We start from the raw sequence: 19,566 nt of genomic DNA, 5'->3' as shown, positions 1-19,566 counted from the left end.
CGGTGATGGAAGTGTGGACGAGGGCGGAATGGTGGAGTTGGCGGTGACGCTGAGCAAGGCGAGCGATGACGTCGTGACGGTGTCGTATCGGACGGTGGACGGTACGGCGAATGCGGCGTCGGACTACACGGCGGCATCGGGGACGCTGACGTTCGAGGCAGGGGTGAGGCGGCAGGTGATCGGTGTTGCGACCACCCAGGACGAACTGGCGGAGTCGGACGAAAAATTCACGGTGGAGTTGAGTGGGCCGAATGGGGCGACGCTGGGCGACGCCACGGGGACGGCGACGATCATCGACGACGACACGGAGACGCCACCGGTCGAGACCGTGTTGCCGGTGGTTTCGATAGAGGACGCGACGGTGGACGAGGGCGGGACGGCAGAGTTGGCGGTGACGCTGAGCAAGGCGAGCGAGCAGGCGGTGACGGTGTCGTACGCGACGGTGGACGGGACGGCGGCGGCCGGTCTGGACTACACGGCGGCATCGGCGACGCTGACGTTCGAGGCGGGGGCTAGGCGGCAGGTGATCCGTGTTGCGACGACGGAAGACGAGCTGGTGGAGTCGGACGAAGAGTTTACGGTGGAGTTGAGCGGCCCGAACGGGGCGACGCTGGGCGACGCCATCGGGAGAGTAAGGATCACCGACGACGACAGCGAGGCTCAACCTGTCTTGCCGCGGCTGAACATCGCGAACGCCACGGTACGAGAAGGCGGCACGGCGACGTTCGTGGTGCGGTTGAGTGCCGCGAGCGCCACGCCCGTGACCGTCGCCTACCAGACGGTGGACGGCACGGCCGCGGCGGGGTCTGACTATACCGCGGTTGCGGGTACGCTCCGCTTCGCCGCGGGCGCCACGACCCAAGGGCTGAGCGTGGAAACCCTCGCGGATGAGCTGGTCGAAGGTGACGAACGTTTTCGGGTCGAGCTGAGCACGGCGGTCGGCGCGACCATCGCCGACGGCGTCGGAGAAGGGACCATCGTCGACGAGCGGCCGTCTCTTGATCCGGTGAGCCGGGTCGTCCTACCCGAGTTGGGACGAGCGCTGGCGTTCAACGCCGTCAGGTGCCGCATCGATGAAGCATTCTCGAATCTCGCCAAGGACGCGACCCGGCCCTTCGTCCGTCTGCCGGTACGTCCCGCGGCCGCCGCTCCGGAGTGGGGTGCCCCAGGCCCCATGCCTCTGAGTGTGGAGCGAACCCTGGGAGGAGCGTCGTTCCTGGTGTCCTCGAAGGGGGGCATCTCGATGTGGGGCTGTACCGATTACCGCAGTCTTGCCGGTGTCAGGGACCGGGCCGTCACCTGGGACGGGGACGTTTTCAGCGGGCAGTTCGGAGCGGAAGTGAAACTTCATGCCAATGGGTTCCCGGGATGGGCCGGGACTCCATCAAGCGCCTCTTTCGGTCCGAAGGGTGTGGCGGGATTCTCCATATCGCGGTCCCGGGCCTCTTTCGACTACGAGGCTGGGGATGGCGATGAAGGCGGCGAGTATGACCTGGCGCTCATCGGCCTGCACCCCTACATCGGCTGGTCCATCGCGCCCGGCGTTCACGTGTGGGGCACCGTGGGCCTGTCCTGGGGCAAGCTCGGAGTCACGGATGACATCATCGGGACGCTACGCGAGGGCGACGCCCGGCTGAACTCCGGAGCGCTGGGCCTCAGCGCCCGCGTTCTGGCACGGGATGCGCTGTTCCTGAAGCTGAAGGGCGAGGCGGCGCTGGCACAGCTTGACGGCGAGCGCGTCACTTCGCTGTTCGGGTCCGGAATCGACCTGGGTCGCCTGCGGCTGAGCCTGGAAGGCAGCCGTGAATACGCTGTCCGGGCGGGCGGGACGCTCACGCCGTGGGGCGAGCTGGGCGTGCGCCACGACGGCGGGGACGGGGAGAACGGTGTCGGCGTCGAACTCGGCGGCGGCCTGCGTTACGCGCACCCCGTGACCGGGTGGAGCGCGGAAGCCCAGGGCCGGTGGCTCGCGACGCATGGAGGCGCGCTCGAACGCGAGGCCGGCTTCGGTGCTCTGGTGCGCTTCGCCCCGGGGTCGGGCGGGCTCGGACCCTCGTTCAGTGTGGCCTCAAGTCTGGGCGACGGCGCAAGCGGCGTGCAGGCATTGTGGGAGCGCGACGCCATGGGGCGGCTCCCGAGCGCCATGACGGCGGCCTCTTTCGAAGCGCGGATTGCTTACGGCTTCGCGGCGCTTCGCGGCGGGGGTGTGTTGACACCCTACGGGGCGTTGAGCATGCACCGCGAACGCGGACGGGGTTATAGGTTGGGCGTACGCATGGCGCCCAGACCGTCGGCGGTCTTGAGTCTGGAGGCCGAAGTCCGGGAGCGTCCCACGGCGACCGAGCATGGAGTCACGGCCCGCGTGAGGGTAGGGTTCTGATGGCGCAACGGAGGCAACCACGAAGAGTCGGCGTTGAGATTCCGGGAGCCGATGTCCAGGGGGTTCTGGGCGACATCCGCGAGGCCGAATCCCTGGGGATCCAGGCGGTGTGGCTCACCACCGGAGGACCCCGGACCGCGGACAACAACATCCGCCGTGACACCCCGAGCATCCTCGCGGCCGCGGCCATGTGCACCGAGACCATCCAGCTTGGCACCGCCATCGTGCTGACCTGGCCGCGCCACCCGCTGTCTTTCGTCGAGTATGGCGAGGCCATGGCGCAACTCGCCCCGGGGCGATTTCGTCTGGGCCTGGGCCCGGGCAACAAGGCGCCCATCGAACGGACCTACGGTTTCGCGTTCGAGCGGCCCTTGGGCCACCTGACCGAGTACGTTCAGATCGTCCGGGCGGTGCTGCGCGAGGGAGGAGTGAACTTCAACGGACGCTTCTACCGTGCGCAGACCGCGGATAACGTTCCGGTGGACGTGCCGGTGCTGATCTCCGCGGTGCGGCCGAAGTCGTTCGAACTGGCCGGCGCCAGTACCGACGGCGCCATAAGCTGGCTGTGTCCCGGCGCCTACCTGCGCGACCATGCCGTTCCGCTCATGGCCGCGGGCGCGGAGAAGGCCGGTCAGCCTACGCCTCCGCTCATCGCCCACGTGGCCGTCAGCCTGCACGACGACTGGAACGAAGTCGAAGCCGTCGCCAGGGAGCGCTTCGATTCGTACATGCGACGGGACCCTTACGTGGAAATGTACCGCATCGCCGGCTTCGCCGAAGCGGAGCAACGGGCGTGGAGCACGCCGATGCTGCGGTCCCTGGTGGTCTCCGGCGACGAAGCCGAAGCCGAACGGCGGCTGCTGGAGCTGTTTTCCTTCGGCGCCGCGGAGATCATGGTCAGCGTCCTGCCCGCCGGCAACGACCCCGAGTCCAGCCGCCGGCGCACCCTCGAATTTCTGGGCAAGTTCGCACGCACCCTGTAAGCCGTCCGGCGGGTATCCGCCGGGGTCGCGGCCGATTACACTCCGGGACAGGTGGCGGTGACGCCGCCGTCCACTGGCAGCATGACGCCGGTGATGTAGTCGGCGTCGTCCGAGGCCAGGAAAAGCGCGGCCTGGGCCACGTCCCAGGCGGTGCCGCCCCGGCCCAGGGGAACGATGGCGTCACGGGCCTTGCGGTATTCGTCCGCCGAGGTGAATCCCTTGTGCTCGTAGCTGGGCTTCCCGCCCACGATCCGGCGGGTGAACGGCGTGTCGATGTAGCCCGGCAACACGCAGTTTGCGCGGATGTGCTTGTCGGCGTATTGCAGTGCCAGGTTCTGGGTGAGCTGGTTCACCGCGCCCTTGGCGGCGGAGTAGGAGGCGGTGGGCACGTTGACGTGGCGGATGCTGGCGATGGACGAGACGTTGACGATGGCGCCGCCGCCCTGGCGGATCATGATGGGGATGACCGCCTTGCAGGTGAGCAGCACCGACGTCACGTTGCGCGCCAGCACGGCATCCCAGTCGTCGCGTTCGATGTCCAGGACCCACCGGCCCGGGCCCTGGCCGCCGACGTTGTTGTGCAGGATGTCGATGCGCCCGAAGGTGTTCACGCATGCGTCCACCATGGCCTTGACGTCCGTTTCCGAGGTCACGTCCGCGGCGAACGTCGCGCAAGTGCCGCCCTCGGCTTCGATGATGGCTCGGGTTTCCTCGGCCGCCTCCAGGCGGTAGTCCACCGCGAACACCTTGGCGCCCTCGCGCGCGTAGAGCACCGCTGCCGCCTTGCCGTTGCCCCATCCGGGCTCGATGGAGCCGGCTCCCGCCACCAGCGCCACCTTGCCCTTGACGCGCTCGCCTCGCTTGATCGCTTCCATGCTTCATCCCTCCGGCGCGTCACGCTTCCCCCGTGTCGGGGTTCCGGCGCGCCTGTTTGTCGTCAGGCGCGGCGGATGCACGCCTCGATCTCGTCCAGGGCTTCCGGGTTCGCCAGGGCTTCCCGGTTGCGGACAGGCTCGTGGTCGAGGATGGCGGATACGGCCTTTTCCACCTTCTTCCCGTTCCGTGTCACCGGCACCTGGCTGATCTGTTCCACGATGGCCGGGACGTGGCGCGGCGTGGCCTGGGCGCGGATGGCCGCGCGAATGGCGTCGGTGGTTTCCGGATCCAGGAGCCGGTCCAAGACCACGAACAACGCGACCCTCGTTTCATCCTCGTCCCGGTAGCCGGCGACGATGCTATCCTGGACGAAAGGCAGCCGTTCGACGATCCGATAGATTTCCGCGGTGCCGAACCGTATCCCCGCGGGATTGAGCGTCGTGTCGCTGCGGCCGTGGACCACGAATCCCTGCTCGGGCGTGGCCTCCAGGTAGTCACCGTGACGCCAGACGCTGGGATAGGCGTCGAAGTAGGTCTCACGGTATCGGGCATCGTCCGGGTCGTTCCAGAAGCCCAGCGGCATGGAGGGGAACGGCTTCCGGCACACCAGTTCCCCCTGTTCGCCCGCCAGCGGGCGCCCGTGCTCGTCGAAGACGGCGACGTCCACGCCCAGGGCGGGTCCCTGGATCTGCCCCGGGTAGACCGGCGAGATCGGGTTCCCGAGCACGAAGCAGCCGATGATGTCCGTGCCTCCGGAGATCGAGCAGACCTGCGCGTCCGGCTTGATGGCGTCGTGGACGTAGTGGAACTGGGACGCCTCCAGCGGCGATCCGGTGGAGAGGACGGCGCGCATGCGCTCGAGCCGGTACTCGCCCGCGGCACGGAATCCGTTCTTCTCCAGTGTGGCCAGGAGCTTGGGGCTGGTACCGAAGACGCTGATGCCGTGGTCCTCCGCCAGGCGGAACAGTCTGTCCTGATTCGGGTAGGTGGGGCTGCCGTCGTACAGGACCACCGTCGCGCCCTGGGCGAGTCCGCTCACCAGCCAGTGCCACATCATCCAGCCGCAGGTGGTGAAGAAGAAGACCGTGTCGGCGCGGCCCACGTCCGTGTGGAGCTTGTGCTCCACGTGGTGCTTGAGAGCGGTGCCGCCCGCGCCATGCACGATGCACTTGGGCAGCCCCGTGGTGCCGGACGTGTAGAGAATGTACACGGGATGGTCGAAGGGAACATCGGCGAACGTGGGTTCGGCGGGCTCGGCCTCGAGAAACGACTCCCACGCCGTGGCGCCGCCGGGCAGCCGCGCTCCGGTGCCCGAGACCACGACCCATCGTTCGAGGCCGGGGAGCGCATCCACCAGCCGTTGCGTCTTTTCGATGCAATCGTGCTGGTTGCCGTTATAGGAGTATCCGTCCGCCGACACCAGCACCTTCGGATGGATTTGACTGAAGCGGTCGAACACTCCCTGGAACCCGAAGTCCGCGGAGGTGGCGGTCCATACCGCGCCCAGAGAGGCCGTCGCCAGCATGGCCACCACGGTTTCCAGCACGTTGGGCAGATAGCCCGCGACCCGGTCGCCGGGGCCCACGCCGGCGCGCCGAAGGGCGGCCTGGCAGCGGCCGGTGAGCGCATGAAGCTCCCGGAACGTCACCGTGCGGCAGTGGCCAAGCTCGTTCTCCTCGATGATGGCGACACGCTCGTCACGGTGCCGGAGAAGCTGCCCGGCGAAGTTGAAGCGGGAGCCGGGGAACCACACTTCGCGTTCCAGGCGGCCGGCAGGGGGCATGGCGTCGTCCGCCAGCACCGGCCCGGCCGGCGTCTGTCCCGTGGCGTCCAGCCACGCCGCGGCCCAGAAATCCTCCAGCCGCGAAACGCTCCAGCGGTGCAGCGCCGCAAAGGAATCGTCCGGAATGTCGTGAGCGGCACGCAACCTTTCACGGAACCGGTATAGATGGGAATCCCGAACCTGCTGCGCCGTGGGTGTCCATAGAGGCGTCATGGTGTCCGCTCCGTGACGGGTTTGCCGCCGGCCCGGCCGGACACGCCGCCGGCGAACGGGCACAGGCGGTTGCCCGTGACGATGGCGCGGTTGGGCGCGTCGAACCCGGTTCTCAGCGCGAAATCCGCGTGCATGATCGATGTGCGGTCATTCGTGTGCACGGCGCCGAACAGGTGTCCCATCTCGTGGATGATCGCCGCCGCGTCATGGTTCAGTTCGCCGTCGTCGTAGGTGAAGTCCTCGCCCACGTGGCTCACGATGTAGTTGCCCAGCCCCTCGGTGCAGTTGCCGAAGCGGTCGGCGCGCGCGCGCCCGCCGCGGTAGAAGTTGAGCGGCTGTTGGGTCAGGCCGATGACGACGTCGTAGGGCCGGTCGCCGCCCGCCCGCGGGTACGCGCTCTTGAGACGGCGCATGAGCACCACCGAGGAGGTCGTGGTGCCTTGCACCCGCCACGCCTCGGCGGCCTCGAGGGCGAGGCGGATGTTGAATTCTCTTTCGTAGTAGTCGGAGGCCGCCCGCAACAACTCCCTGGCCGTATGACGCCACCCCGCGTCCGCCCGCCGCAAGGCTGGATCGGCCACGACCTTGACCCGCACCACCCGCACCCGCAAGTCCCCGCGATCCGGGAGCGCCGCCGCGCACCCCGCCAGCACGAGCGCGCTACAGGCGAACCCGATTGTCCAGCGGCGCGTCCTCATCGGCGAGGGTCTCCACGTCGTCCTGCTCCAGCGGACCCTTGTAGTAGCAGCGTCGTATCTTGCTGAGGGGCTCGGGGAACAGGTGCCGGCCGAGATCCGTGGCCCGGCGCTCCATCTCTTTCACGCTCATGCGCTTCGCGGCCTTGCTGGCCAGCACCACCACGTTCTGGATCTCGCTCAGCACGTGGGCGCGGTTGCCGAACGTGGCAAAGGTATAGACCTGCGGAAAAACGCCTTCCAGGGTCTTGATGGCGGCCCGGACGAACGCGCTGTCGGGGCCCCGGAGCGCGCCGATGAGGTTGATCACCAGCGCCCCCTCGTCGCTCAGCTTGTCACGCGCCGTGTCCAGGAACTCCTGGGTGATCAGGTGGAACGGCATGTTGTCGGCGAAGTAGGCGTCCAGCAGGATCAGGTCGAAACGCTCCCCGGAGTGCGTGAGGAATATGCGCCCGTCGCCGCTGTGGACGCGCTGGCGCGGGTCCTCGCGGAAGTCGAAGAACTCCCGCGCCACCTCGATGACCTCCGGGTCGATCTCGACGCTGTCGATCTCCATCTCCGGACACGCCTCATGGAACGTCTTGGCCATGGAGCCGCCGCCGAGCCCGATGAACAGTACCTTGGCGGCGTCCGGCCGAAGTGCCAGACCCAGGGATGCGAAACGCGAGTAGACCAGCTCCAGGGAGGTGGGGTCCTTGCGGTTCATGGAGCTCTGCAAGGTACCGTCGAAGTAGAGGTAGCGCCGCTCCCGCGTCTCTTCCACGCGGATCCGGTGGTAGCGGGTGCTCTTCTCGTACAGGGTCGTGGACCAACCGCGCCCCAGGGGCGCCAGCATTGACATCAGGGCTCCCGGTGACACCGTCGACAGGGGTTTCCCGCACTCCGCGAGCCAGGCCAGAAGGCGCTGCATGGCGTTCAGGCGGCCGGCCGGGCGCCGCCGGCCACGGCGTCACAGTTGACTGTAGTAGGAGTCTTCATGGACCAGCGACATGGGCTCCAGCAGATCCTCGGGGATGCCGTCGATGAACTGGGACGGGCGCGAGAACACCATTCCCAGGTTCCGGTCGTACACCCGCGCGGGGTAGGAGAAGAACAGGTTTTCCTTGGCGCGGGTGGCGGCCACGTACAACAGCCGGCGCTCCTCCTCCAGCTCCTCCAGGCTGTTGGTGTTGTAGTAGGACGGGAAGCGTCCCTCGAGCGTCCAGATGATGAACACCGAATGCCACTCCAGCCCCTTGGCGGAGTGCACCGTCGAAAGCACCAGCGGTCCTTCGTCCGGGTCCACCGGAAGGGCCTCGTCCACGCTGGCGGAGGGGGGCTCCAGGGCCATGTCGCTCAACAGCCGCTCGATGCTCTGGTAGCGCTCGGTGAGGCCCTGGAAGTGCTCCAGGTCGCGCAGCCGCTTGGGGTAGTCGTCGGCGTGCTTCCGCTTGAGGATGGGAAGGTAGTACTGCATCAGGTACTGGGCCATGTCCGCCGGACGGGTGCGTTCGGCGCATTCGCCGAGGACCCGCGCCAGGGTCTTGAGCCCCTGGGAGGCGCGGCCGCGGGACTCCAGCTCCAGCAGGCCGCGGCTCGGGTCGTCCTGGCCCAGGATCCGCTCGATGAGCTTGCGGCTCATCTGCGGGCCGACCCCCTCCAGCAGCATCAGCACCCGGCCCCAGGACACCGCGTCGCTGGGGTTGCTGAGGACCCGCAGGTGCGCCAGCACGTCCTTGATGTGGGCGGTCTCCATGAACTGGAAGCCGCCGCGCTTGACGAACGGGATGTCGTGCCGCGTCAGCTCGATCTCCAGGTCGAAGGAGTGGAAGCTCGAGCGAAACAGCACGGCCATGTCCCAAAGGGGCACCCCTTCCTCCCGCAGCTCCAGGATGCGCTGGCACACGAAACGCGACTGGGTGTGCTCGCTCTCCGCCTGCACCAGCAGCGGCACTTCGCCCTCGCTCTTGCGGCTGAAGAGCGTCTTGTCGTAACGTTCCGCCGCGCGCGTGATGATCTCGTTGGTGAGCCGCAGGATCGGCTGGGTGCTGCGGTAGTTCTCCTCCAGCGGGATGAGGGTGGCGCCGGGGAACTGGTTGGGGAAGTCCATGATGTTGCGGAAGTTGGCGCCGCGGAACGAGTAGATGCTCTGGGCGTCGTCGCCCACCGCCATGACGTTGTCGTGGGTGCACGCGAGCCGCCGGATGATGTCGGACTGGAGTCGGTTGGTGTCCTGGTACTCGTCCACCATGATGAAGCGGAAGCGGTCGGACAGGCGCCGGCGCAGGTCCTCGTTGGAGTCCAGCAGGTCCTTCAGGCGGGTGAGCAGGTCGTCGTAGTCCAGCAGCGACTTCTCGCGCTTGTACGCCTGGTAGCGTTCGGTGATGGTGACCAGCTCTTCCAGGTAGTCCGCCAGGTGGGAGTACTCGCGCTGCACCAGGTCCGGCAGCGGCACCTGTGTGTTGCGCGCCAGGCTGTGAATCTCGCCGATGGTCTGCTTCCGCGGGAAGCGCTTGTCGCGCTTGTCCAGACCCATCTGCGCGCGCAGGAGCTGGAACACGTCCTCGCTGTCGCCGCGGTCCATGATGGTGAAGCTCGGCGCCAGGCCCTGAAGCTGGCCGTACTGCCGCAGCACCATGTTGCCGAAGGAGTGGAAGGTGCCGCCGGCGACACGCTCGCAGCGGGAGTCGGTCAGCAGGCTCGCGCGCCGCAGCATTTCCTCGGCCGCGCGCCGGGTGAAGGTGAGCAGCAGGATCGACTGCGGATCGATGCCGCGCTCGATGAGGCGCGCCACCCGGTACACCAGCGTCCGGGTCTTGCCGGTGCCGGCGCCGGCGATGACCAGGAGCGGTCCATCGAGGAACATCGCCGCTTGGCACTGTGCCTCGTTGAGCTCCTCCTCGTAGGCAATGGCGGATTGCGCGCCCGTGGGCGGCGCGTCGATGTTCTTCAGGACGTATTTTCGCGCCAAGTGTGTCTCTCCGGTGTCTCTCCGATGTTGGTCCGGGTCCCGAAAGCTCGCTTCGGGGACATCGGACAAAGTAACACAACGCGGGTCGCCCGCAAAGATTTCGCTTGCAAACCCGCGGCTGAACGACTAAACAAGCACCAGCCTTCGACCGGATGACATGGAAAATGTCCGGCATTCCGACCGTTTCACTCCCTGACCGTTTCGCTTCCGCGGTGTTCGTCCTCGCGGTTCTGCTCGTTCCTGTTTTCTCGGGGTCCTCGATTTCCCTGGCCCAGACCCGCCTCGACGGCGTGGTGGTGGCGGCGCACCCGGCCGCCGTCAAGGCGGGCATGGGTATCCTGGAGCAGGGGGGCAACGCGGTGGACGCCGCGGTCGCCGCCGCGTTTGCCCTGGCCGTGCTCGATCCACCCTCGTCCGCCCTTGGCGGTGGCGGCGTCATGGTGTTCTACCGGGCGCCGGAGAAACGGGTGCACGCGCTGGACTTCACCGAGGTCTCGCCCGCCGCGGCCACTCCGGAGTTGTACCGGAAGGGGGACGCGCGCGAGCCGCCCGACAGCGGCGCGCTCGCGGTAGCGGTGCCGGGCACCGTGGCGGGCCTGGTCGAGGCCTTGAATCGCTTCGGCAGCCTGCCGTTGGAGACCGTGCTGGCTCCGGCCATCGGCCATGCCGTCGAGGGAGTGCCGGTGACGCCGCGTTTCCGCAGGGCCATTGACGCGGACCTGGCGGCTTTGCGGCAACGCCCCAACTTCTCGCGCATCTTCCTCAAGGCCTCCGGGGTTCCCTACGAGGTGGGCGCCATGATCCGGCAGCCGGAGCTGGCCGAGACCCTGAAGGACATCGCCAGGGACGGGGCGGCGGCCTTCTACGAGGGGGCGGCCGGACAGGCGGTGGCCGCGCGCATCCAGCGCGACGGCGGCGCCGTGAACCTGGACGACTTCCACAGTTACCGGCCCGCGTGGCGCCGCCCCCTCATCGGCGGCTACCGCGGCCGGACGGTGCTGACCGTGCCGCCGCCCAGCCTCGGAGGAGTGGCGCTCGTGGGGCTGCTGAACGTCCTGGAAGGCTACGGCGCGGACCAGTTCCACCACAACTCGGGAGCCTACCTGCACCTGATCGCCGAGACCACCAAGGCGGGCATGAACGACATGCTGAGCACCCTCGGGGATCCCGATGCCGATGAACTTCCGGTCCGGCGCTTCACCTCCGCGGAACGCGCTTCCGAGGTGCGCCGGAAGATCTCCATGGAACAGGCCGCTCCCGCGGTCCCGCCGGGGGTGGCGCCGCGGGCGCAGGCCCACGCCGCCACGAACCACATCGGCGTGCTGGACGGGGAGGGCAATGCCGTCTCCATGAGTCTGGCCCTCGGCAGCCCTTTCGGCGCCAAGGTGCTGGTGCGCGAGGCCGGCATTATCCTCAACAACCGGATGCGCGACTTCTCGCTGGCCGGCGACTCCGGTGACGCCGCCGCGGACGCTGCCAACGCCCTCAAGCCGCGCACGCGGCCGGCAAACGGCATGACCCCCGTGATCCTGCTGCGGGATGAGCGGCCGGAACTGATAGTCGGCGGGTCGGGAGGGGCGCAGACCACAGGGGCGGTGCTCCAGACCATCCTCAACGTGGTGGACTTCCGCATGCCCTTGGCGGAGGCGGTGGCGGCCCCGCGCATTCACGCGGTGCCGGACGCGCAATGCACGCTGGAGGCGGAGGTTGGAGTGAGCGAGAAGGCGTTGGCGCTGCTGGCGGACCGGGGGCACGCGGTGCGGCGCGGTCGCCTCCAGGGCGCGGTGCAGGCCATCGGCGCGGAGGGGCGCGGCATCACCGCGGCTTCGGACCCGCGCAAGGCCGGCGCGGCGCGTTGAGGCACACGCGACGATGTCGGCTCAGCGGGCGTCGAAGGGGTTCTTGAGGAGGATGGTCTGGTCACGGTCCGGGCCCACGGATACGATGACGATCTCCGTCTCCACGAGTTCTTCCAGCCGCTCCATGTAGCGTCGCGCGTTGGCGGGCAGGTCGGCGACGCGGCGAGCGCCCGTGACCGGTTCCTGCCAGCCGGGGAATTCTTCCCACACGGGCTCCAGGGTCTCCATCACCTTGAGGCTTGCGGGAAAGTGGCGCAGGAGCTTGCCTCCCACCCGGTAGGCCGTGCACACGCGGATTCGGGGTGACCCGGTGAGCACGTCCAGCTTGGTCAGGGCGAGGCCGGTGAGGCCGTTGAGGCGCACCGCGTGCCGCACCGCCACCGCGTCGAACCAGCCGCAACGGCGCGGCCGTCCGGTGGTGGCGCCGTACTCGTCGCCGTCCTGGCGCAGCTTGTCGCCCTCGGACCCGGTGAGCTCGCTGGGAAACGGTCCGCCGCCCACACGGGTTGTGTAGGCCTTGGTGATGCCGATGACCTCGTGGATGTGCCGCGGTCCGACGCCCGCGCCGCTGCATACCCCGCCGATGACCGTGTTGGACGAGGTGACGTACGGATAGGTGCCGTGGTCGAGGTCCAGCAGAGTCCCTTGGGCGCCCTCGAACAGCACGTTTTTTCCTTCGCGGAAGAACTCCTCCAGCAATACCCCGGTGTCGGTGACGTACGGCGCCAGCCTGTCGCGGTAACCGCCGTAGGTGCGGTGGATGTCGTCGAAGTCCAGCGCCTGCTCCTTGAGGATCGCCTTCAGGTAGACGTTCTTTTCCGCGATGTTGTGCTCGAGCTTGGCGCGGAAGGTGTCCTCCTCCAGCAGGTCCACCACGCGGATGCCCACGCGCGCCGCCTTGTCCTCGTAGGTGGGGCCGATGCCCCGGCCGGTGGTGCCGATCTTGCCCTCGCCGCGCATGCGCTCCCGCGCCAGGTCGATGGCCCTGTGGTAGGGCATGATCAGGTGCGCCTGTTCGCTGATGCGGAGCTGGCGCTTGTCCGTGAGGTGCCCCTGCCGCCGCAGCTCGTGCAACTCGTCCAGCAGCACTTCGACGTCGAGCACCACGCCGTTGCCGATGACGCAGACCTTGTCCTCGTGAAGCGCGCCCGAGGGGATCACGTGCAGGATGGTCTTCTTGCCGTTCACCACCAGGGTGTGGCCGGCGTTGTTGCCGCCCTGGAAGCGCACCACCACGTCCGACCGCCGGGCCAGCAGATCGACGATCTTGCCCTTGCCCTCGTCGCCCCATTGGGCGCCTATGACCGCGACGTTCGCCACCTGCCGCGCCTCACAGCTTCACGGCCGTCGAGGAGATCACCTCGGGCAGCGCCCGGAACTTGTCCATCACTTCCTTGGGCACCGCGTTGTCCACGTGGATGAACGAAATCGCGCGGCCGCCGGCCTGTTCCCGCCCCAGCTCCAGTCCGGCGATGTTGATGCCGTTGTCGCCCAGCAGCGAGCCCAGCGCGCCCACCACCCCGGGCACGTCGCGGTTGTAGGACACCAAAATGTGCCCCTCGGGAACGGCCTCGAAGTAGAAGTCGTTGATGCGCACGATACGCGGGTTGTTGGTGCCGAAGAGGGCGCCCTCGATCTCCGCTACCTCGCCTTGCGAGCGCACCCGCACCTTGATGTAGCTGGCGAAATCCTCCGCGCTTTCGCTCTTGGACTGGACCACCTTGATGCCACGCTCCTGCGCGATGAACGGCGCGTTCACGTAGTTGACCCGTTCCCCCAGGGCGAAGCTCAGCACGCCCTTCAGCACCGCCAGGGCGATGGGGGCGATGTCGTACTGGGCCACGTCGCCGCCGCCCTCGATCTGGATCTCTTCCGGGAACCGGCCGAGCAACTGCACGTGGAGGCTGCCGAGCTTCTCGCCCAGGGTCAGGTAGGGCTGCAGCTCCCGCAGCAGGTCCTGGCTCACGCTGGGGGCGTTCACGGCGTACCGGACGACGCCGTCCACGAGGTAGTCCCGCACTTGCTCCGCCACGGCGATGGAGACGTTGAGCTGGGCCTCGTCCGTGGACGCGCCCAGGTGCGGTGTGGTCACCACCTGGTCCAGTTGCACCAGCGGGTGCTCCGGGCCGGGCGGCTCCTCCACGTACACGTCCACCGCCGCTCCCGCCACCTTGCCTTCCTTGATGGCGTCGGCCAGGTCGTTCTCGTCCACGATGCCGCCGCGCGCGCAGTTGATGATGCGCACGCCGTCCTTCATCCGGGCGATGGTCTCGCGGTTGATGAGGCCGCGGGTCTCGTCGATGAGCGGGACGTGCACGGTGATGAAGTCCGCGCGCGCGTAGATGTCGTCCAGGCTCGCGGATTCCACGCCCATGCGCGCCGCCGCCTCGGCCGGGATGAAGGGGTCGTAGCCGAGTACCTTCATGCGCAGGCCCAGGGCGCGCTCGGCGACGATGCCCCCGACGTTGCCCAGGCCGATAACCCCCAGGGTCTTGTTGCACAGCTCCACGCCGGTGAACTTCTGGCGGCTCCACTTGCCGCTCTTGACCGACGCCACCGCCTGGGGAATGTGCCGCGCCAGGGCCATCATGAGCGAGATGGTGTGCTCGCCGGTGGTGACGTTGTTGCCTCCCGGCGTGTTCATCACCACGATGCCGCGCTGGCTGGCGGCGTCCACGTCGATGTTCTCCACGCCCACGCCCGCCCGGCCGATGATCTTGAGCCGGCCGGCGGCCTCGATGACGTCCGCGGTCACCTTGGTGCCGCTGCGCAGGATCAGACCGTCGTAGTCGCCGATGATCTCCTTCAACGCGTCGGGCTCGAGCCCCACGCGCACGTCCACGTCGATGTCCGCGGCCTTGTTCAGCACCTCCAGGCCCACGTCCGGCAGCGGGTCCGAAACCAGTACCTTCATCATGTCGCCTTCACTCCTGGTCAATTCCGCCGCCATGGGCGTCCTCATCAGGTTCCCGTAAAGGGGTGTCTCGTCCGCCTGCTCCCGAAGCTCTTCCATCAATCCAGTGCCTCCATGAGGATCTCCTGGGCCGCGGCCACGCCCTTGCCGAGGGTGACCGGCAGACCGAACTTACGAAACGCCATCTCCAGCGCGCTGATGGCCACGATCACGTCGAATGCCCCCATGTGTCCCACATGGGCGATGCGGATCACCTTTCCCGACAGGTGGTCCTGTCCCTCCGCCAGGGTGATTCCCATGTGCGCCCGCAGGTAGTCGAGCAGCACGTCGCCGTCGGAGCCGTCGGGGACGTAAAAGCCGGTGGCCGCGGGGCTGGGGTTGTCCGGGGACAGGAGCTTGAGCCCCATGGCCGTCACCGCCGCGCGGGTGGCCCGGGCCATGCGGTCGTGCCGTGCGTAGACCCGTTCCAGACCTTCCTCGCGCATGAGCTTCAGAGCGGCGCACAGCCCGAACACCAGCGACACCGCCGGCGTATACGCGGTGGAGCCCTTGGCCTGTCCCTTGCGCTCGCTCTCCAGGTCGAAGTAGAAGCGCGGCGAGGCGGGTTCTTTCGCGCGTTGCCAGGCGCGGTCGTTGAGGCCGATGAAGGCCAGCCCCGGTGGCAGCATCATCGCCTTCTGGGAGCCCGTCACCAGCACGTCGATGCCCCATTCGTCCATGGGCACGGACAGCACGCCCACCGCCGTGACGCCGTCCACCAGCAGCAGCGGCCCATCGCCGCGCGTCAGCTCGGCGATCTCGCGTACGGGATGGAGCGTGGTGGTGGAGGTCTCGCTGGCCTGGATCAATACGCCCTTCGTGTCCGGGTTCGCCTTGAGCGCCTGTTCCACCGCGCTCACCTCCACGGCCGTGCCCCATTCCACCGGGATCTCCACGACGTCGAGACCGTAGGCGCGGCAGATGCGCAGCCAGCGCTCGCCGAACTTGCCGCCGTTGACCACGACGACCTTGTCGCCCGGCGAGAACAGGTTGGCCACCGCCGCCTCCATGGCGCCGGTGCCGGAGGAAGCGAAGATGATCACGTCGTTGGCCGTGCCGAACAGAGGCTTGAGCCCCGCGCGGGCCTCCTCCAGGACCGCCGCGAACTCCGGCGTCCGGTGGTGGATCATGGTCTGGGCCATGGCCAGTTGCACTTCGTTGGGAATGGGTGTCGGCCCGGGAGACAGCAGGTATTGCTTGATCATGGCGTCACATCCGATGCGAGGAATAGTTCTTCGGAATTCTCCCGGCGATACCTTCCAGCGGGGGGCGGACAAGCCGGGATTTGCACAAAAAAAAGCCTGAACCTCTCTGGCATAGAGACCCAGGCGTTCGGCCGTCCATCAAGTCAGGTGTCGCGTCTCTTCATGAGCGCGTTCGCGAGACGCCACACTGGCACTCCCCCGTGGTGAACTCCACGTACACGCCAGTTGTGCGACTTTCTTCGTAACCCGGACCGGCGGTTTTGTCAATCAGAGGGCCGCCTCCGCACGGTCCCTTTCCATGCGCGCCGCGAGCATATAAGTTTCCAGTCCGTCATGGCCAACACACCCAAAATCGTCTTTTTCGACCTCGACGGCACGCTGCTGCGCTCTCAGGAGGGCCACGTGGCCTTCAACGAGGCCATCCTCAAGACCTTTGGCGTCCCCGGCGACATCCGCACCATCCGGCCCGACGGCAAGACTGATCCGATCATCCTGCAGGAGATCTTCGACGCCGGCGGCCACGACGTGGAATGGAGCCCGGCGGACACGGCCACCTTCAGCACGAACCTGAAGGACTGCTACACGCGCGCCATCTCCGAGGGTCCCACCCGAGTGCGCGCGCTCCCCGGCGTCCCCGAGCTGGTGGGCGAGTTGAGCCGCCTGCCGGACCTGTGCCTTGGCGTCGTCACCGGCAACATGGAGGTCACCGGCCGCCTCAAGCTCCAGGCCGCCGGCGTCGCCGAGCACATCGGCCCCGGCGCCTTCGGCAGCGACTCCGCCAACCGCAACGACCTCCCCCGCATCGCCATGGAACGGTGGAGTGCCCACCTGAACCTCCCGGTGGAGCCGCGCCACTGCGTCATCGTCGGCGACACCCCACGGGACCTGGAAGCCGCGAGAAGCAACGGCATGAAATGTCTGCTCGTGGCCACCGGGCGTTACAATCCCCTGGAGGAGCTTCGGAAGATCGAACCCGACGAGTTGTTGCCCGACTTCTCGGACACGCGGGCGGCGGTGCAGGCGCTGATGGGGTTGTTCGGGTAGGGTGCCGACATCGCCAACGAAGTGGGCCGCTGGGTGACTTCCCTGGCCCCGACCCGTAGCCAGTTGATCGACAGAGGCATGATTTGGAGTCCGAGCCATGGAGACACGGCCTTCACGGTGCCGATGTTCGATGAGTTCATGCGGCGGATCATGCCGGGCGGTCACTGGCGTTAGTCCCAGGGAGTGTTCCGTGACCGACCTGAGTGAGCCTCCAGGCCACGGTCCCGTTTTCTGATATTTGGGCAGCCCTCAAAAGTCGTCATCCCGCGGTGGAATCTGCACCCCCCGCTGCACCGCCGGCCGGGCGCCGACCCGGGCCAGCCAGTCACGCACGTTGGGATAGCGGTCGAGGTCGATCTCCTGCATCCGCCAGCGGTAGATCCAGGGGTAGGCCGAGATGTCGGCGATGGAATAGTCGCCCGCCAGGTAGTCCCGGTCTTTCAGCCCGCGGTTGAGGACGCCGTAGACGCGGTTGTTCTCCTTCTGCCAGACGTCCAGGTGGGCGTGCTCTTCGCCGGCGTCGCGGCGGCGGACCTGCCAGTGCACGCCGAGACCGGTGTGGGTGATGTGGCCGGAGGCGAAGAAGAGCCAGTTGAGGACCTCTATGCGCGCCGCCGGTTCCTGAGGCAGTAGCCGTCCCGATTTCTCCGCGAGATAGATGAGGATGGCGCCGGACTCGAACACCGTGACGGTCTGGCCGCCCGGACCGTCGTCATCGACGATGCAGGGTATCCGGCCGTTGGGGTTGATGGCGAGGTACCAGTCTTCCTTCTGCTCCATGTTCTCCAGGGCCATGGGCCTGACCATGTAGTCCAGCCCCGATTCCTCCAGCATGATGGAGGCTTTGCGGCCGTTGGAGGTGGCCTTGCTGTAGAGGGTGATCATCTTCGTCTGCTCCTTTCGGTGCCCGGTTCATGGCGACTTCATCGATTTCCTGTAAACTGAGTACATGGGATCCGCTCATCTTCGAGGATCCTGTTTCCCTTTGAGGGCTCTGTCCCATGGTTACACCCTATCGCGACATCCTGGACAAGGTGCGGCTGGCGATTTCCAGGAGGCGCGGAAGATGACCTGCAGGCGGACTTTGAGCGAAAAAAGGCTTTCAGTGGGATGATCGAAAGGGTACTCGTGGATGCATCCACGTAAGCGATGTGGACAGTCCGCGAGACACGGGTCGGAAGGAGAAGGAACGTGGAGTACACGGCGGTCACTAAGTATTCCGACGGATGGTGGATTGGCTGGATTGAAGAAGTTCCCGGCGTCAATTGCCAGGAACGCACTCACGAGGAATTGCGCCAGAGCCTTGCTGAAGCGCTTGCTGAAGCACTTGATTTCAATCGGAAAGAAGCCTTGGCTGCGGCAGGTGACAACTATCGGGAGGAGAAGGTCACCATTGCATGAATCGGATCGAACTCCTAAGGCACCTGCAAAGGCGCGGTTGCCGGCTGGTTCGTGAAGGAGGGCGGCACTCATGGTGGCGCAACCAGCGCGGCGACCGGCGTTCTGCAGTTCCGAGGCACCGTGAAATCAACGACCTTCTAGCCTGAAAGATATGCCGTGATCTCGGAGTCGACCCGGTCAAATAGCATGTAGGGGAACCGGAATCTCCAAGGACGCTGTTTCCTCTGATGGCTTTGTTTCATGTCTACACCCTATCGCGACATTCTGGATGAGGTGCGGCTGGCATTTCCCCAGCCGATCTCCGATCCCATCCACGACTCCTACTTCATCCACTCCATCATGCGCGCTCTCGACCAGGTGGACGCGCTGAAGGGTGAGTTGCCGATCCTCGGCGAGTTGACGTCGGGGGACTTCGAGACGGCGCGCACGGCGACCTTGCGGGAGGGGACGTCGTCGGTGGAGGCGGTGACCGCCGACCTCGTGGGCTACCTGCGCGGCATGACGCTATTCGGCCATCCGCGCACGCAGCAGAACGTGATCCCGCCGCCCACCATCCCCAGCGTGATCGGCGTCCTGTTGGCCTCCCTGTACAACCCCAACATCGCCTGGGACGAGTACAGCCGGCTCGTGGCGCTGGCGGAGGTGGAGGCCTCGGGCATCACCGCCGGGCTCATCGGCTACGACCCGGAGCGGTCCGGCGGGGTGTTCACCTTCGGCGGCACCGGCACCTCTCTCTACGGGGTGAAGATGGGGTTGGAGAAGGCTTGCCCGGACACCATTCAGAACGGTGTGTCTCAGGACGCCGTGATCCTGGTGTCGGACACCGGGCACTACTGCGCCGCCAACATCGCCGGCTGGCTCGGGCTGGGGACGCGCAACCTGATTACGGTGCCGACGACTCCGGACAACGAGATCGATGTGGCCCAACTGGAGGAGGCCGCCCGCAAGGCTCTGTCGGAAGGCCGGAAGATCGCCGCCATCATCGCCACCATGGGCACCACCGACTCCTTCGGTCTCGACGACCTCAAGGCCATCGCGGCGATGCGGGACACACTGGTGGACGAGTTCGGACTCGCCTACCGGCCGCACATCCACGCCGACGCCGTCATCGGCTGGGCATGGTCGGTGTTCAACGACTACGATTTCGAGGCCAATCCCCTGGGCTTCCGGCCGCGCACCCTGCGCGCCCTGGCGGGGGCGTGCCGCCGCATTCGCCACCTGCCG

16 protein-coding genes and 1 pseudogene are annotated in these 19,566 nt (G+C 67.2%); 8 read left to right on the top strand and 9 right to left on the bottom strand.

The window, feature by feature from the left end:
* A partial coding sequence (locus OXF11_14130) for a hypothetical protein (protein MCY4488235.1) occupies positions 1 to 2,380 on the top strand: 2,380 nt, incomplete at its 5' end.
* Positions 2,380 to 3,363, top strand: a complete 984-nt coding sequence (locus OXF11_14125; GenBank protein ID MCY4488234.1) for an LLM class flavin-dependent oxidoreductase — start codon at positions 2,380 to 2,382, stop codon at positions 3,361 to 3,363. The genes OXF11_14130 and OXF11_14125, both read left to right, overlap by 1 nt.
* 35 nt (positions 3,364 to 3,398) lie before the next feature.
* Here OXF11_14125 and OXF11_14120 read toward each other — a convergent pair whose 3' ends face one another.
* The 5 genes from OXF11_14120 to OXF11_14100 form a co-directional block, all read right to left on the bottom strand.
* Positions 3,399 to 4,238 carry an SDR family NAD(P)-dependent oxidoreductase gene (locus OXF11_14120; GenBank protein MCY4488233.1) on the bottom strand — a complete coding sequence of 280 codons (840 nt, stop codon included), beginning with the start codon at positions 4,236 to 4,238 and terminating at the stop codon, positions 3,399 to 3,401.
* 62 nt (positions 4,239 to 4,300) lie between these two features.
* The gene (locus OXF11_14115) at positions 4,301 to 6,235 is read right to left on the bottom strand and encodes an acetoacetate--CoA ligase (protein ID MCY4488232.1); all 1,935 of its coding nucleotides are present in this window, start codon (positions 6,233 to 6,235) and stop codon (positions 4,301 to 4,303) included.
* Positions 6,232 to 6,933, bottom strand: coding sequence for a M12 family metallo-peptidase (locus tag OXF11_14110; protein ID MCY4488231.1), 702 nt, complete (start codon positions 6,931 to 6,933; stop codon positions 6,232 to 6,234). The genes OXF11_14115 and OXF11_14110 overlap by 4 nt, the downstream gene beginning before the upstream one ends.
* Entirely contained in the window at positions 6,896 to 7,771 is an 876-nt protein-coding gene (locus OXF11_14105; protein ID MCY4488230.1) for a fused MFS/spermidine synthase, read from the bottom strand. Before OXF11_14105 ends, OXF11_14110 begins: the two co-directional genes overlap by 38 nt.
* Positions 7,772 to 7,879: 108 nt before the next feature.
* Positions 7,880 to 9,880 carry an ATP-dependent helicase gene (locus tag OXF11_14100; GenBank protein ID MCY4488229.1) on the bottom strand — a complete coding sequence of 667 codons (2,001 nt, stop codon included), beginning with the start codon at positions 9,878 to 9,880 and terminating at the stop codon, positions 7,880 to 7,882.
* A gap of 164 nt (positions 9,881 to 10,044) precedes the next feature.
* Between OXF11_14100 and ggt the strand changes: the two genes are divergently transcribed.
* Positions 10,045 to 11,739: a gamma-glutamyltransferase gene (gene ggt, locus OXF11_14095; protein ID MCY4488228.1), complete on the top strand. Its 1,695-nt coding sequence runs from the start codon at positions 10,045 to 10,047 to the stop codon at positions 11,737 to 11,739.
* A 21-nt stretch (positions 11,740 to 11,760) separates the two neighbouring features.
* On the opposite strand, the gene OXF11_14090 is transcribed toward ggt, so the two are convergent.
* The 3 genes from OXF11_14090 to OXF11_14080 form a co-directional block, all read right to left on the bottom strand.
* A complete protein-coding gene (locus OXF11_14090) occupies positions 11,761 to 13,059 on the bottom strand; it encodes an adenylosuccinate synthase (protein ID MCY4488227.1) in 1,299 nt (432 codons plus the stop codon).
* Between the two features lie 10 nt (positions 13,060 to 13,069).
* Positions 13,070 to 14,653, bottom strand: a complete 1,584-nt coding sequence (gene serA, locus OXF11_14085) for a phosphoglycerate dehydrogenase (protein MCY4488226.1) — start codon at positions 14,651 to 14,653, stop codon at positions 13,070 to 13,072.
* A 98-nt stretch (positions 14,654 to 14,751) separates the two neighbouring features.
* Positions 14,752 to 15,897, bottom strand: coding sequence for an alanine--glyoxylate aminotransferase family protein (locus OXF11_14080; GenBank protein MCY4488225.1), 1,146 nt, complete (start codon positions 15,895 to 15,897; stop codon positions 14,752 to 14,754).
* A 333-nt stretch (positions 15,898 to 16,230) separates the two neighbouring features.
* Between OXF11_14080 and OXF11_14075 the strand changes: the two genes are divergently transcribed.
* Both OXF11_14075 and OXF11_14070 read left to right on the top strand, forming a co-directional pair.
* Positions 16,231 to 16,941 carry an HAD family hydrolase gene (locus OXF11_14075; GenBank protein MCY4488224.1) on the top strand — a complete coding sequence of 237 codons (711 nt, stop codon included), beginning with the start codon at positions 16,231 to 16,233 and terminating at the stop codon, positions 16,939 to 16,941.
* A gap of 6 nt (positions 16,942 to 16,947) precedes the next feature.
* Positions 16,948 to 17,115: pseudogene (locus tag OXF11_14070) on the top strand (ATP-binding protein).
* A 75-nt stretch (positions 17,116 to 17,190) separates the two neighbouring features.
* Here OXF11_14070 and OXF11_14065 read toward each other — a convergent pair.
* Positions 17,191 to 17,826, bottom strand: coding sequence for a glutathione S-transferase family protein (locus OXF11_14065; GenBank protein MCY4488223.1), 636 nt, complete (start codon positions 17,824 to 17,826; stop codon positions 17,191 to 17,193).
* A gap of 264 nt (positions 17,827 to 18,090) precedes the next feature.
* Here OXF11_14065 and OXF11_14060 point away from each other — a divergent pair, with 264 nt between their 5' ends.
* The 3 genes from OXF11_14060 to OXF11_14050 all read left to right on the top strand — a co-directional run.
* Positions 18,091 to 18,342 carry a type II toxin-antitoxin system HicB family antitoxin gene (locus OXF11_14060; protein MCY4488222.1) on the top strand — a complete coding sequence of 84 codons (252 nt, stop codon included), beginning with the start codon at positions 18,091 to 18,093 and terminating at the stop codon, positions 18,340 to 18,342.
* The gene (locus OXF11_14055; protein MCY4488221.1) at positions 18,339 to 18,488 is read left to right on the top strand and encodes a type II toxin-antitoxin system HicA family toxin; all 150 of its coding nucleotides are present in this window, start codon (positions 18,339 to 18,341) and stop codon (positions 18,486 to 18,488) included. The genes OXF11_14060 and OXF11_14055 overlap by 4 nt, the downstream gene beginning before the upstream one ends.
* Positions 18,489 to 18,582: 94 nt before the next feature.
* Positions 18,583 to 19,566, top strand: a 984-nt coding sequence (locus OXF11_14050) for a pyridoxal-dependent decarboxylase (GenBank protein MCY4488220.1), incomplete at its 3' end; no start/stop codon positions are given.

It is taken from the genome of Deltaproteobacteria bacterium (assembly GCA_026712905.1).
GTDB lineage: Bacteria > Desulfobacterota > Binatia > UBA9968 > JAJDTQ01 > JAJDTQ01.
This window is presented reverse-complemented; position numbering and strand designations above follow the sequence as displayed.

Bases quoted from the DNA above. Each gene is read 5' to 3' on its own strand.
- OXF11_14125 (MCY4488234.1), top strand. From the start codon at position 2,380: ATGGCGCAACGGAGGCAACCACGAAGAGTCGGCGTTGAGATTCCGGGA.
- OXF11_14120 (MCY4488233.1), bottom strand. From the start codon at position 4,238: ATGGAAGCGATCAAGCGAGGCGAGCGCGTCAAGGGCAAGGTGGCGCTG.
- OXF11_14115 (MCY4488232.1), bottom strand. From the start codon at position 6,235: ATGACGCCTCTATGGACACCCACGGCGCAGCAGGTTCGGGATTCCCAT.
- OXF11_14110 (MCY4488231.1), bottom strand. From the start codon at position 6,933: ATGAGGACGCGCCGCTGGACAATCGGGTTCGCCTGTAGCGCGCTCGTG.
- OXF11_14105 (MCY4488230.1), bottom strand. From the start codon at position 7,771: ATGTCAATGCTGGCGCCCCTGGGGCGCGGTTGGTCCACGACCCTGTAC.
- ggt (MCY4488228.1), top strand. From the start codon at position 10,045: ATGTCCGGCATTCCGACCGTTTCACTCCCTGACCGTTTCGCTTCCGCG.
- serA (MCY4488226.1), bottom strand. From the start codon at position 14,653: ATGAAGGTACTGGTTTCGGACCCGCTGCCGGACGTGGGCCTGGAGGTG.
- OXF11_14080 (MCY4488225.1), bottom strand. From the start codon at position 15,897: ATGATCAAGCAATACCTGCTGTCTCCCGGGCCGACACCCATTCCCAAC.
- OXF11_14075 (MCY4488224.1), top strand. From the start codon at position 16,231: ATGGCCAACACACCCAAAATCGTCTTTTTCGACCTCGACGGCACGCTG.
- OXF11_14065 (MCY4488223.1), bottom strand. From the start codon at position 17,826: ATGATCACCCTCTACAGCAAGGCCACCTCCAACGGCCGCAAAGCCTCC.
- OXF11_14060 (MCY4488222.1), top strand. From the start codon at position 18,091: ATGTGGACAGTCCGCGAGACACGGGTCGGAAGGAGAAGGAACGTGGAG.
- OXF11_14055 (MCY4488221.1), top strand. From the start codon at position 18,339: ATGAATCGGATCGAACTCCTAAGGCACCTGCAAAGGCGCGGTTGCCGG.